General features: G+C 67.3%; 14 protein-coding genes. 7 read left to right on the forward strand and 7 right to left on the reverse strand.

Annotated features, from left to right (window positions below; genetic code table 11):
* Entirely contained in the window at positions 1-687 is a 687-nt protein-coding gene (locus G6N58_RS23405) for a methionine ABC transporter permease (RefSeq protein WP_163908356.1), read from the reverse strand.
* Positions 684-1,685: a methionine ABC transporter ATP-binding protein gene (locus tag G6N58_RS23410; protein WP_115277096.1), complete on the reverse strand. Its 1,002-nt coding sequence runs from the start codon at positions 1,683-1,685 to the stop codon at positions 684-686. Before G6N58_RS23410 ends, G6N58_RS23405 begins: the two co-directional genes overlap by 4 nt.
* 262 nt (positions 1,686-1,947) lie before the next feature.
* On the opposite strand from G6N58_RS23410, the gene G6N58_RS23415 reads away from it, so the two are divergent.
* The gene (locus G6N58_RS23415; protein ID WP_115277095.1) at positions 1,948-3,057 is read left to right on the forward strand and encodes an LLM class flavin-dependent oxidoreductase; all 1,110 of its coding nucleotides are present in this window, start codon (positions 1,948-1,950) and stop codon (positions 3,055-3,057) included.
* Here the strand turns inward: G6N58_RS23415 and G6N58_RS23420 are convergent.
* A complete protein-coding gene (locus tag G6N58_RS23420) occupies positions 3,025-3,489 on the reverse strand; it encodes a hypothetical protein (protein ID WP_232067968.1) in 465 nt (154 codons plus the stop codon). The genes G6N58_RS23415 and G6N58_RS23420 overlap by 33 nt on opposite strands.
* A gap of 168 nt (positions 3,490-3,657) precedes the next feature.
* Between G6N58_RS23420 and G6N58_RS23425 the strand changes: the two genes are divergently transcribed.
* From G6N58_RS23425 to G6N58_RS23445, 5 genes are all read left to right on the forward strand, one after another.
* The gene (locus G6N58_RS23425; RefSeq protein ID WP_115277093.1) at positions 3,658-3,960 is read left to right on the forward strand and encodes a hypothetical protein; all 303 of its coding nucleotides are present in this window, start codon (positions 3,658-3,660) and stop codon (positions 3,958-3,960) included.
* 331 nt (positions 3,961-4,291) lie between these two features.
* Positions 4,292-6,589 (forward strand): isocitrate lyase ICL2, encoded by a 2,298-nt coding sequence (aceA, locus tag G6N58_RS23430; RefSeq protein WP_163908358.1) that lies wholly within the window; start codon positions 4,292-4,294, stop codon positions 6,587-6,589.
* A 20-nt stretch (positions 6,590-6,609) separates the two neighbouring features.
* Positions 6,610-6,831 (forward strand): hypothetical protein, encoded by a 222-nt coding sequence (locus G6N58_RS23435; RefSeq protein WP_115281312.1) that lies wholly within the window; start codon positions 6,610-6,612, stop codon positions 6,829-6,831.
* Between the two features lie 16 nt (positions 6,832-6,847).
* The gene (locus G6N58_RS23440) at positions 6,848-7,495 is read left to right on the forward strand and encodes a L,D-transpeptidase family protein (RefSeq protein ID WP_308213261.1); all 648 of its coding nucleotides are present in this window, start codon (positions 6,848-6,850) and stop codon (positions 7,493-7,495) included.
* A gap of 11 nt (positions 7,496-7,506) precedes the next feature.
* A complete protein-coding gene (locus G6N58_RS23445; protein WP_115277092.1) occupies positions 7,507-7,929 on the forward strand; it encodes a PPOX class F420-dependent oxidoreductase in 423 nt (140 codons plus the stop codon).
* Here G6N58_RS23445 and G6N58_RS23450 read toward each other — a convergent pair.
* Complete coding sequence (locus G6N58_RS23450; protein WP_115277091.1) at positions 7,926-8,816, reverse strand: DMT family transporter; 891 nt, start codon at positions 8,814-8,816, stop codon at positions 7,926-7,928. The two genes, G6N58_RS23445 and G6N58_RS23450, sit on opposite strands and share 4 nt — an antisense overlap.
* A 116-nt stretch (positions 8,817-8,932) precedes the next feature.
* Here G6N58_RS23450 and G6N58_RS23455 point away from each other — a divergent pair, with 116 nt between their 5' ends.
* A complete protein-coding gene (locus G6N58_RS23455) occupies positions 8,933-9,610 on the forward strand; it encodes an alpha/beta hydrolase family protein (RefSeq protein ID WP_115277090.1) in 678 nt (225 codons plus the stop codon).
* On the opposite strand, the gene G6N58_RS23460 is transcribed toward G6N58_RS23455, so the two are convergent.
* Genes G6N58_RS23460 through G6N58_RS23470 form a run of 3 tightly spaced genes read right to left on the reverse strand, consistent with a single transcriptional unit; the run spans position 9,611 to position 13,006 of the window.
* A complete protein-coding gene (locus G6N58_RS23460; RefSeq protein ID WP_115277089.1) occupies positions 9,611-10,681 on the reverse strand; it encodes a spore photoproduct lyase family protein in 1,071 nt (356 codons plus the stop codon). It abuts the gene before it with no gap.
* The gene (locus G6N58_RS23465) at positions 10,678-11,982 is read right to left on the reverse strand and encodes an APC family permease (RefSeq protein WP_115277088.1); all 1,305 of its coding nucleotides are present in this window, start codon (positions 11,980-11,982) and stop codon (positions 10,678-10,680) included. The genes G6N58_RS23460 and G6N58_RS23465 overlap by 4 nt, the downstream gene beginning before the upstream one ends.
* A gap of 34 nt (positions 11,983-12,016) precedes the next feature.
* Entirely contained in the window at positions 12,017-13,006 is a 990-nt protein-coding gene (locus G6N58_RS23470; protein ID WP_115277087.1) for an NAD-dependent epimerase/dehydratase family protein, read from the reverse strand.
* Positions 13,007-13,024: the final 18 nt, after the last annotated feature.

The following is a 13,024-nucleotide window of genomic DNA, read 5'->3' on the forward strand; positions in this document are numbered from 1 at the left end:
CTAACGGGTGAGTGCGGCGACCGCGCGGTCACCGACAAATTGGACGACCTGGATGGTGACGATCAACGTGATGACCGTGGCGATCATGATGTTGTCGTCAAAACGGTTGTAGCCGTATGTGATTGCAAGGTTGCCGATGCCGCCGGCGCCGATGGATCCGGCGATGGCCGAGTATTCGATCATGGCGATGGTGTTGACCGTCAGCGCTCCGGCCAGTGCGGGCAGCGCCTCGGACAGCTGCACCGAGCGGATCACCTGTACCGCCGAACCGCCACTGGCCTGCCCCATGTCGGTGACGTCGGGGCGGACGTCACGCAACGCGTTCTGCACCAGCCGTGCGAAGAACGGAACGCCGGCAACGGTCATCGGCACGATGGCGGCGGGAATGCCGATGGTGGTGCCCACGATGAAGCGGGTGACCGGGATGATCGCCGCCATCAGGATCAGGAACGGCAGCGAGCGCCCGATGTTGACGATCGTGTTGAGCACCCGGAACACCCGGGGGTCCGGGAACAGACCCAATCCCGACGTGTTGTGCAGGACGATGCCCACCGGGGTGCCGATCAGCACCACCAGCGCCATGGTGACCGCCACCATCACCCAGGTCTGGCCGTAGGCCGGCAGCAACAGGCTGGGCACGTTCGCCCACGGGGTGTTGAAATCCTCGATGGCCAGCAGGGTCGTCACGCGACGGCCTCCGCCACAGGTGCTGTGGTGGCGCGCACGTGCAGTCCGCGATCGGTGAGGTAGTCACGGAAGCCCCGCGGTGCTGCCGGTGCAATGGCCAGCACGGCGCGACCCACCGCGATTCCTCGGATGGCCTCGACGCTGGCGCTGAGCACACTGACTGTCGCGTCGGCGATCCCCGGAGCGGCGGAGATCGTCGTCAACCAGTCCAGCGGTACGTCCCGTGAGGCGTAAGAGACCTCCCACACCTCGCCGTCGCCGCGCACCGGCACGCTCGGCCGGTCCGGCAGCAGTTCGTGTGCGAGCAGTGACGTCGGATCCAGGATGACGTCCTCGACCGACCCGCTCTCGATGATCCGTCCGTCGTCGATGCGGGCCACTGAGTCGGCGATCTCGCGGACCACCTCCATCTCGTGCGTGATCAAGATGATGGACAGCCCGTACTCGTCTCGCAGATGGCTCAGCAGCCCGAGAATCTGCTTGGTGGTGCTCGGATCGAGGCCGGAGGTGGCCTCGTCGGAGAGCAGATTCGCGGGCCCCAGCGCCAGCGCCCGGGCGATGCCCACACGTTGCTTCTGCCCGCCCGAGAGCTGGGCTGGATAGAACCCGCTGCGATCGGTGAGACCCACCCGATCCAGCAGTTCGGCGACCCGCGACTGGATGGCATTGTCGGTGGCGTGCAGGTATTCCAGTGGCAGCGCGACGTTCTGGGCGACCGTGCGGCGGCGCAGCAGCGGTGCCGACTGGAAGATCACCCCGACGCTACGACGTGCGGTAAGCAGCTCGGCTCCGTCGATGCGGGTGAAGTCCTTGCCGTCCACTCGGACCGTGCCGCTGGTCGGGCGCTCCAGAAAGCTCACACATCGGGACAGGGTGCTCTTGCCGGCACCACTGGGTCCCACCACCGCCAGGATCTCCCCGCTGCCGACCGACAGGGTGATGTCGTCGAGCACAGTGCGGTCCCCGAACCGTTTGGTCAGGTTCTCGATCTCGATCATGAACGCTCTCTTGTCGAAAGGAATTGTGGGCGCGTGTGTTTGCGTGGCCGGTCAGGCGCACAGCCGCCCAAGCTACGCAGCTGTCACACAGCCGAGAAGAGTAGGAATCGCACTGATTCCAACGACGGCGCGGAGGTGCCCGCGCAACGCCGATGAGCTGCGCGGACGGTGGATCGTGAGGTTCACCACTGCCGGGGATGGGGCTGTGGGTCCGCTAGCGTGAAAGCAGTTGTCATCAAACAGAACCGAACAGTGAGGCGTCGTGAGCCCGAAGTTCCACTGGTACTTGCCGACACACGGCGACACCACCACCATTGCCGACAACCGAGGGACCGCCGCGGTGCGGAGCCGGTCTCACCTGGAACCCACGCTGCAAAACCTGACGGCGCTCAGCCGAGCGGCCGAGGACTTCGGGTTCGAAGCGGTACTGACGCCCACCGGCTCGCACTGCGAGGACTCCTGGATTGCCACTGCAGCCCTGGCTCAACACACCGAACGGTTGAAGTTCCTGGTGGCCTTCCGGCCGGGCGTGCTGTCACCGAGCCTGGCGGCCGCTCAGGTGAGCACCTACCAGCGGTTCACCGGGAACCGGTTGGCGCTCAACATCGTCACCGGCGGTGACGATACCGAGATGCACCGCTACGGCGACCACATCGACAAGGCCGCGCGGTACCGTCGCACCGGAGAGTTCCTCACCGTCGTGCGCGGGATCTGGGGCAACCCCGAATTCTCCTTTCGCGGTGAGTTCTACGACGTGACCGCCGCGACGACGGCCTATCCCATCGAGCAGGTGCCGACCGTCTACTTCGGCGGGTCCTCGCCGGAGGCGATCGAGGTGGCGGCCCAGCACGCCGATGTCTACCTGACCTGGGGTGAACCGCCGGATCAGGTAGCGGACAAGATCTTTCGGGTGCGCGAAGCCGCCGCCCGGTACGGCCGGACGCTGCGGTTCGGCCTGCGACTGCACTCCGTGGCCCGGCCCACCCACGAGCAGGCCTGGCAGCGGGCCGACGAGTTGATCGCTGGTTTGTCGGCCGAGAAAGTGCGTGCCACCCACGAGCGGTACCTGGCCAGCGGTTCCGAAGGTCAGCGCAGAATGGCGGCGCTGACCACCGGCGAGCTGGTGGATGCGCGCAGCCTCGAGGTCCACCCCGGGCTGTGGGCCGGGCCCAGCCTGCTGCGCGACGGTGCCGGCACCGCCGCCATCGGCAGCTACGAGGAGGTGGCCGCGGTGTTCGACGAATACCGCCGGCTGGGCATTTCCGAGTTCATCCTGTCGGGGTATCCGCAATCGGTCGAGATCGACCACGTCGGACGCGGTGTGCTTCCCCTGTTGGCGTCAGCTCCCGCTGCCGCCCACCTCGGCGGGTAGCGGCGGCCGGTCGTCAACGGGTGTGGCGGGCTCGGCCGGGGCTGCCTCGGGCGCGGCCGGTGTGGCGGTGCCGTGGAAATCCAACATGGTCTCGGAGCGCAGTGTCTGCGAACCGCTGGTGATCTTCAATGCGGCGGAGGTCACGGTGTAGGTGACTCCGTCCCGGGTCGCGGTATAGCTGCCGCCGGATCCGGTTGCGGGCAGAATCAACCGGGCGCCGTCGCGCACCCGCACACCGCGGTACTGCAGGCCGTCTGCCGTCTCGCAGATCGCGACCCGCGAGGTCGATGTACTGCCGAACACCACAGTGTCGGCCACTGATGTACACCGCGCCGTCGAGTCGAGGTACCCCTGGCCGTCGGACGGCGGCGCGGCGTTCGCGGTGGGCGCCGCGAAGACGGCGCCAGCAGCGGCCAAGGATGTCAGCACCATGCGGGAAGTAGCCATTGATATCCAGGTCATCACAACGGCATTCCCGCCTTCAGCATCTGCGGCGGAAACGTGCGTGATCGTCACCGGATTGCAATCGCCGAGTTACCGTCCGGGGGCGGTACTCGCTGACGCATACTGCCGACCATGAGCTGCCGACGTCTCGTTGCTGTGAGCACCCTGGTGTCGATGTTCTGCGCTGGCATCGCGAGCCCCGCGTGGGCCGGCCCGCAAGCATCGGCCCCGACTGTGGAGAGCGCCGAGCAGACCATCGTCGACGGCTATGTGTCCAAGCAGATCGCCTGCACCCCCGAGATGCCGCCGGCGTTTGAGTCGATCACGTGGGACCCGCCCGGCTTCGTGCCTGCTACCGGAGGCAGCGGAATGATCACCGACGCGAACCCGGCCCTCGGTGGCCAATTCACGGCGGCCTGGACCGGCTCCGAATGGTCAGTCGAATACCTGTACTGCTAGGCCCTATATGAACGGCGATCGGGTGGGTGGGCCGTGGTCGAGGGCGCGTAGCAGGGCGTTGTGTTCGCGTTCGGTGGTGATGCGTTGGGCGGTACTCCCGGATGGCAGTAACCAGCTCCTTGGGGGTCAGATCCCCGTAGGTCACCGGATCCGGAAGCGTATCGAACATACATTCGATTGTGCCACCACCCACCGACACGACGGAAGCCGCCGAATCCCTGCCTGTGGATAGAGATACAGCAACCTCGCAATGCCCCTCCGCTGTCACCCATGGCGGCTAGACTCGGCACTCTCACAGGGAAAATGCGAGCTCAACGAGGAGCGTGAGCCCATGGCCATCGACGCCGACGCCACCGCCCAAACCCCCTTCGATCAACAGGTGACTGCCACCCAGCGATACTTCGAGGACCCGAGGTTCGAGGGCATCATCAGGCTTTACAGCGCCAGGCAGGTGGTCGAACAGCGCGGCACCATCCCCGCCGACTACCCGGTGGCGCGGGAGGCTGCGGTGGCATTCCATGCCCGCCTGCGCGAGTTGTTCGCGCAGAAGAAGAGCATCACCACATTCGGGCCGTACTCCCCCGGCCAGGCGGTGGTGATGAAGCGGATGGGCATCGAGGGCATCTATCTCGGTGGCTGGGCCACCTCGGCGAAGGGCTCCATCTCCGAGGACCCGGGGCCGGATCTGGCGAGCTATCCACTCAGTCAGGTGCCCGACGAGGCGGCCGGCCTGGTGCGCGCGTTGCTCACTGCCGACCGAAACCAGCAGTACCTGCGCCTGCAGATGACCGAGGAACAGCGCGCGGCCTCCCCCGCGGTCGACTACCGGCCCTTCATCATTGCCGATGCCGACACCGGCCACGGTGGAGATCCACACGTGCGCAACCTGATTCGACGCTTTGTCGAGTCCGGTGTTCCGGGCTACCACATCGAGGACCAGCGTCCTGGCACCAAGAAGTGTGGGCACCAGGGTGGCAAGGTGCTGGTGCCCTCGGATGAACAACTCAAGCGGCTCAACGCAGCACGCTTTCAGCTCGACATCATGGGCGTGCCCGGCATCATCGTGGCGCGCACCGACGCCGAGGCCGCCAACCTGATCGACAGCCGCGCCGACGAGCGCGATCAGCCGTTCCTGTTGGGTGCCACCAATCTCAAGATCCCGTCGTACAAGTCGTGTTTCCTGGCGATGATGCGGCGGTTCTACGAGCGTGGCGCCAGCGAGATCAATGGGCACATGCTGTACGCCCTGCCCGAGGGGGAATACAGCACCGCCACCGCGTGGCTGGAACGCCAAGGTCTCATCGCCGTCATCGACGACGCTGCCGCCGCGTGGCTGGACGGCAAAGCCGCGTCCATCGATGCGGTCTACGACGAGGTGGAGTCGAAGTTCATCGACGCCTGGCAGCTTGACTCGGGCCTGCAGACCTACGGCGAAGCGGTGGCCGAGCTTCTCGAGTTCCGCGCCAGGGAGGGCGAATCGGCCGAGATGACGGCCGCGCAGTGGCGCGAATTCGCCGTGACCGCACCGTTGTACACGGCCAGGGAGAAGGCCAAGGAACTGGGCGCCGATGTGGCCTGGGACTGCGAACGGGCCAAGACTCCGGAGGGCTACTTCCAGGTGCGCGGCGGCATTCCGTATGCCATCGCCAAATCGCTGGCCGCAGCGCCGTTCGCCGATGTCCTGTGGATGGAGACCAAGACCGCTGACCTGGCTGATGCCCGCGAATTCGCCGAGGCCATCCACGCGGTGTACCCGGAGCAGATGCTGGCCTACAACCTGTCACCGTCGTTCAATTGGGACACCACCGGGATGAGCGACGACGAAATGCGGGCATTTCCAGAGGAACTCGGCAAGATGGGCTTCGTCTTCAACTTCATCACCTACGGCGGCCACCAGGTGGACGGGGTGGCCTGTGAAGAGTTCGCCACCGCGCTCCGGCAGGAGGGCATGCTGGCCTTGGCGCGGCTGCAACGGAAGATGCGTCTGGTCGAATCCCCCTACCGCACACCTCAGACGCTGGTGGGTGGGCCCCGCAGCGACGCAGCCCTGGCCGCGGTGTCGGGGCGCACCGCCACCACCAAGGCCATGGGCAAAGGATCCACCCAGCACCAACACCTGGTGCAGACCGAGGTGCCCAAGAAGCTGCTGGAAGAGTGGTTGGCGCTGTGGAGCGAGCACTACCAGCTGGGCGAGAAACTGCGGGTGCAGCTGCGTCCGCGGCGCGCCGGGTCGGATGTGCTGGATCTGCAGATCATCAGCGAAGGCGCACAGGAGGGCGCCGACCCGCTGGCCAACGTGGTGGTGGACCCCATCAAGGACCGCCACGGCCGCAGCATCCTGACCGTCCGCGACCAGAACACCTTCGCCGAGAAGTTTCGCAAGAAGCGCCTGATGGACCTCATCCACCTGTGGCTGATCCACCGCTTCAAGCCGGAGATCGTCTACTACGTGACGCCCACCGAGGACAACATCTATCAGACCGAGAAGATGAAGTCGCACGGCATCTTCAGCGACGTCTACCAGGAGGTCGGCGAGATCATCGTCGCCGACGTCAACCAGCCGCGCATCGATGAGCTGTTGGCCCCCGACCGGGAGGCATTGGGTCGACTGATCCGTAAAGACGACTAGGAGTGGGTACCCGGCGCGGCATGAGTGAGTGGGAAGTCATCGCCGCCCGGGCACACAACCCCGGTGACCCTGCCGACGGCGCGGAGGAGCAGCTGCTGGTGCGAGGGTCAGAGGCGGAGGCACGCCGCGTGTTCGCCGACACCGTGGCCGAGGCGGCGGAAGCACACTACGACTACGTGCGACTGCGCGACGGGCAACGAGTGGTGCAAGCGTGGCCGCAACCGACCGGATGGACCAGTTGAGCTCTAGACTCGTGGAGTGCTGAGAGTTCTCGCCGCCCTGTGCGTGCTCATGTGGACGGCGGCGGGCGTGGCGGGTGCTGAACCTGCGACCGACCGCCCGGCCACCACCCAACGCATCGAGGTCAGCGCTCCCGCAGCGAATTCGCCGACCGGCACGCTGACCGCCTATGAGTGGATGAACGGGCAATGGCGGGTGTTTCTGGGGCCCACCCATGCCGACCTGGGTGAGTTGGGTGTCGGGGTGAGCGAGGACGACGTGTTCCGGACGCCCGTGGGCACCTACCCGCTGGGGCAGGCTTTCGGTCGCGAACCCAACCCGGGAACGCGGTTGCCCTACTTCCAGACCACCGACGCCGATTGGTGGGACGAGGACCCCGAGTCGCCGACGTACAACACCCACGTGCATTCAGAAGACATGCCGTCCGACGATGCCGAGAACCTCTACGACTCCGGCGTGATCTACGACTACGCAGTGCTGATCGAGCACAACCCGCAACGAATCCCGGGCCGCTCTGCCGGCATCTTCCTGCACGTCACCGACGGCACGCCCACGTGGGGCTGTGTGGCCATCGGGCGTGATGAGATGCGCACGCTGCTCACCTGGCTGGACCCCGCCGCCGCGCCGCAGATCACCGTCGCTGTCAGCGGAAACCCATCGGACTGAAGGAGACCACCGTGACTGCGCTGACCCCCGAGGTCGTCGAGTTCCTCATGACGGGAACCCGCACCGGCATGCTGGGCTACCTGGCCTCCGACGGTCGCCCGCTGGTGGCGCCGGTGTGGTTCCTGGTCGAGGACGATCACCTGGTGTTCAACACCGCTGCGGGCACCGCGAAAGGCAAGGCCCTGCAACGCGATCCGCGGTTAGTGATGACGGTCGACGACCCCCATCCGCCGTTCTCGTTCGTCCAGGTCCAGGGGGTGGCAGAGTTGAGCGATGATCCCACCGCCCTGCGCGACATCGCGACCCGGATCGGCGGCCGCTACATGGGCGCCGACCGCGCCGAAGAATTCGGCAGGCGCAACGGTGTCCCGGGCGAGCTCATCGTCAGGGTGCGTCCCACCAAGGTGATCGCCGCGTTCAACCTCGCGGATTAACCGCGCTCGCCGACCGCCGCCTCCAGCCGGTCCTCGTAAGCTCCCTCACCGCGGCCCAGAGCGATGGTCGCGGCCACCATGACCAGTGCGGCCAGCAGCAGAGCCAGCGCCTCCAGGCCGTTGACCGATATGTCTTCCGAGAGCATCACCGCACCGAGGGCCACCGCCACCACCGGCTCCAGCACCAACATGGTGGGCACGGAGGTCTGCAGCGCGCCGGCGTGAAAGGCGGACTGCTGCAGGACCGTACCGATCACCGCCACCGCAATCAGGAGATAGACCTCGGGGCGTAGGAACACCGCACCGGCACCGGCATGAGTGGCAGTGTGCATGACGATCTTCGTCAACACCGCCATCACCCCGAACAACACACCCACCACGACCGCCAGCAGCACGGCCCGCGGGGTACCGGAGGTCCGGATGGCCAGGGCCACCAGGGCAACCGAGAACACGGCGGTGACCGCGCACAGAAGGGTCAGCGTGAGCGTCGGCACCACATACTCTCCGGGCTCGGTGCGCGCGAGGATCACGAACACGGTCAACGCGACCGTGAGCAGCACCGCCCACAACCACTCGCTGGCCGAGACGGTGCGATCGGCCAGCCGGGCACTCAGCGGCAGCGCGAACAGCAGTGCCGACACCAACAGCGGCTGCACCAGGATCAGTGAACCGTGCGCCAGCGCCGCCGCCTGGAACGCGTAGCCGGTCACTGCGGCCCCGGTGCCCGCCCACCACAGCGGCCGCCGAACCAGGGTGCGCAGCATCACGGGGCTGACGCCGGCTTCAGGTGGGACGTCGAGGGTGGCTCGCTGGCGCACCACGATGCCAACGGCCATGAAGACGGCGGCGAGCAACGCGGAAACCACGGTCAGACTGTGCGTGACCAACGTTGTGTCATCCTTCCCGGCACTGCCGGCATGAGTCGGTGTGCCGGAACATCAACCGTAATGGTTCCCCGTTGAAGCGTCCGCGTACCGCGGCCGATCCTGGGCATCCCTGATTCGTGGAGACCACCGAATACGCCCCGGGCCGCGCCGTCGATGTGTTCGGCGGGCCGGGCCGCCCGACCGTCCTGCTGTGGCACGGTATGCAGACCGATGCCCGTGCGGCCGTGCGACCGCTGGCGGAATTGATCGCGAGGCACGGCCCGGCCGTGTTGGCCCCGGACTGGGACTCGCATGCCGCCGACGGCGGTCGCGCCGATCTGCTGGCGTCGGCGGCCTTCGCCCGGGAGCGCGCCGGCACCGCCGACGTCGTGCTCGTGGGATGGTCGCTCGGTGGCGCGGCGGCCGCGGGTATGGCCCTGGGCCGTGCGGACTCCGAGCTCAGTCCGGTGCACACGGTGACCCTGGGCGGCGCCTTCACGGCGCCGGACCCGCTGACGGGAAGGCCGTTGACCAACCTGGTTCCGCAGCGGCCGGACGGGCCGTTGCTGCTGCTGCATGGACGCGTCGATGACGTCGTCCCTGTCGCTGTCAGCCGGGACTTCGCCGCCCATCTGACGCGCATCGGCCGGCCGGTGCGCCTGGCCGAGCTCGACACCGACCACGCCGCGATCGCGGGCGCCCGGTACGACGCGGCCGGCGACCGGTACCTGCCCGCCGAGGATGCTGACGCGCTTGCCGTCACCGCCCTGGTCGCGGTGCAGATCGCCGGTCTGCTGTCTACGTGCTCACCGTGATCAGAACGCGTAGCGGATCCGGCACGACGGCAGGTATTCCCCGATCATCCCGGTGAGCTGATCCACCCACCGGCGTTTCCAGGTGCTCTTGTAGCGCACGTTCGACTGGCCGTTCTGACTGAGTTTGGCCTCCTGCAGGTCGGGCCGCCACAGCAGTTCCTCGCCTCGCGGGTGCCAGCCCAGGTTGACCTCGTGCAGCCCGGCGTTGTGGGTCAGGAAGATGATCTCGGCGGCCAGCTGCGCCTTGGTGCGGTCGTTGGTGCCGTCGGCGATCTGCTGGAGCAGGGTCGCCCACTCGGCCTGCCAGTGCTCGTGCACGATCACCGGACTGAAGTTCAGGTGCACCTCGTACCCGGCGTCGACGAAGTCGTCCAGCGCGGCGATCCGATCCACGATCGACGAGGTGCGGATATCCACCAGCTTGGACGTCTCCTTCGGCATCAGGCTGAACCGGACCCGGGTGCCGCCCCGGGGCTCGAGGTCGAGCAGGCCGCGGTTGACGTACTTGGTCGCGAAACTGGCCTTGGCGTTGGGTATCCGGCCGAACAGGTTGATCAGATCGGCGACGTTGTCGGAGACCAGGGCGTCCACCGAGCAGTCGCTGTTCTCGCCGATGTCATAGACCCAGTCCACCGGATCACATTGATTGGGCTCGGGTTTGACGCCCTGGCGCCGCGCGTGGCGTTCGAGGTAGCCGAGGATCTGTTCGATGTTGGCAAACACCGTGATGGGGTTGGCGTAGCCCTTGCGCCGCGGGACATAACAGTAGGAGCAGGCCATGGCGCACCCGTTGGATGTCGAGGGGGCGATCCAGTCGCTGGAGCGCTCGTTGCGGCGCGCGGTCAGACTTCTCTTCTCCCCCAGCACCAACACGTTGCGCTTGATCCGCACCCAGTCTGAGACATTGCCTTCATTGCCATACAGCCCCGGAATCGACTGGTGCGACGGCACTTCGACGAGTTCGGCATCGGGGTGGCCGGCCAGGATCTCCCGAGCCCGGGCGAAACGGGTGATGTCGGGTTCATGGTAGATGCGGGTGATGTCCAGCAGCCGGCCGGTCTGCGTACTCACGTGTCGCCCGAAGCCGTGGCGCGGGCCACCAGATAGAGCACGGCGCCCACCGTCAGCAGGATCGCCGCGAAGAGCCAGACCTGCGCAGTCTGCTGGGTCAGCAGCAGCACACACGAGCCGACACCCAACACCGGGATCGCCGTCCAGACGCGGAAGTGCTCGTACGGCACGGTGTCTCGGCGCAACACGAGCACCGCGACGTTGGTGGAGATGAACACGAACAGCAGCAGCAGGACCACCGTCTCGGCCAGGGTGGCCAGGTCCCCGACCAGAGTCAGCCCCATCGCGACCACGGTGGTGGCGATGATCGACACCCAGGGCGTGTGCCGATGCGGCAGCACCCGGCCCAGTACCGCCGGCAGCAGACCGTGCTCGGCCATGCCGAAGGCGAGCCGGCTGGCCATGATCATCGTGAGGAGCGCACCATTGGCCACCGCCACCAGGGCGATGGCGCTGAACAGCCACCCGGGTACCGCCACACCGGTGGCCGCCACGACGTCCAGCAGCGGACCCGACGACCCGGCGAGCTCCTCCGGCGGCAGCGCGACGGCGCTGGCGATTCCGACTGCGGCGTAGACGATTCCGGCGGTGATGAGGGCACCGAACAGCGCGGCCGGATACACCTTGCTGGGGTTGCGGATCTCTTCGGCCACATTGGCCGAGGTCTCGAACCCGACGAAGGAGTAGTAGGCCACGATGGCACCGCCGAGGATGGCCAGGGCAGGGCTGGTGTCGGCCGGGAACTGCCCGACCCGGCTCAGTTCTCCTCCCCCGCCCCCAACCATGACGGCCACCGTGACGATGACGATCAATAAGCCGGTCAGCTCGATGGCGGTCATCACCACATTGGTCTTCAGGGACTCGCTGATGCCCCGGGCGTTGAGACAGGCGATCAGCGCCAGGAACACGATGGCCGCCAGCACAGGCGGAACGTCGATGAACGTGGTCAGGTAGTCGCCGCTGAAGGCCAGCGCCAGGCCCGCCGCACTGGTGATGCCCGCAGCCAGCATGCAGAAGCCCACCAGAAACGACACCAGGGGTCGCCCGAAGGCCCGCTCGGCGAACACCGCCGCGCCGCCGGCCCGTGGGTACTTGGTGACGAGCTCGGCATAGGAGCCTGCAGTGAGCAGGGCCAGCAGCAGGGCCGTGACCAGCGGGGCCCACAGCGCGCCGCCGACGTCGGCGGACAGTTCGCCCATCAGGGCGTAGATGCCGGCGCCGAGCACGTCTCCGAGGATGAACAGGAACAGCAGCGGTCCGGTGATCCTGCGATCGAGTTTGGTGTCGCTCGTGGTGGTCACCGAGGCGTGGTACCCGCCCCGGACCGGGCGACACCTACAGGCGGCCCACGCGGCGTAATCCGTCGGCCGTGTCGGCGACCGTCTCGGCGGGATCCCGCAGCAAGATGCCAAAATCCCGCTCTGCGGCCGAATCGTCGGACCTCGGCATCTGCGTGTAGTACTGCATGGCCGCAGAATTGATCGGGGTCTCGAACGGCAGCTGGTCCCCGATGACGTCGAAGACGCGCCCGACTGCCCGCAGCGCGGTGTCCGGCACCGGGTACACCAGCAGGCCGCGGTCGGCCGCAGCGCCGATCATCGAGGCCAATTCGCCCACCGAGACGCGGCGGCCGCCGGCCATGTAGCGCCGCGGGCCCTTCCCGGGCTCGAGCAGCGCCACGTGCAGCGCGGCCAGGTCGCGAACGTCGACGACGATCCAGGCGGCACTGCGGCCGGGGACGCCCCACATCTTGACCGAGGCCTCGACGCCGTCGGCGGCCTCGCCGAACTGGTCGCCGGCGGGCGGGCCCAGGACCATGCCGGGATAGGTGATGTCCACGGGTGCGCCGGCGTCCTGCAGCCCCCGGGCGTAGGCCTCGACCAGGGCCTTGGACTTGCCGTAGCCGTCGGAGCCACCCGCGACCGGCAGATCGGCGTGCAGCACGTCGAGGCCCGGCCGAAACAGGGCGGTGAAGCTGGAGACGTGGATGATCGGGTCCAGCTCGGCGGCCACCGCGCCTCCCAGGACATTGCGCGCACCTTCGAGGTTGGTGATCAGCATCTCGTCGGCCCGGTCCGGATCGGTGGACACCATTGCCGCGCAATGGATCACCGCATCACAGCCGTCGAGCGCGGCAGCGGTGGCGGCGGAATCGGCGATGTCACCCACCACGTGGTCGGAGATGTCGGCGCCGATCTGTTCGGCGCTGGTGCGCAGCCGCTGCGGACTGCGGACCAGGAATCGCACCTGGTGACCCGCGTCCTGGACAGCTTTCGCCGTCCACGCGCCGACGAAACCGGTGCCCCCGGTGACCAGGACCTTCACTGTGCCTCCCTCGTGTTA

Origin of the sequence: Mycolicibacterium tokaiense (assembly GCF_010725885.1) — a bacterium.
In the GTDB taxonomy this organism is placed as follows: domain Bacteria; phylum Actinomycetota; class Actinomycetes; order Mycobacteriales; family Mycobacteriaceae; genus Mycobacterium; species Mycobacterium tokaiense.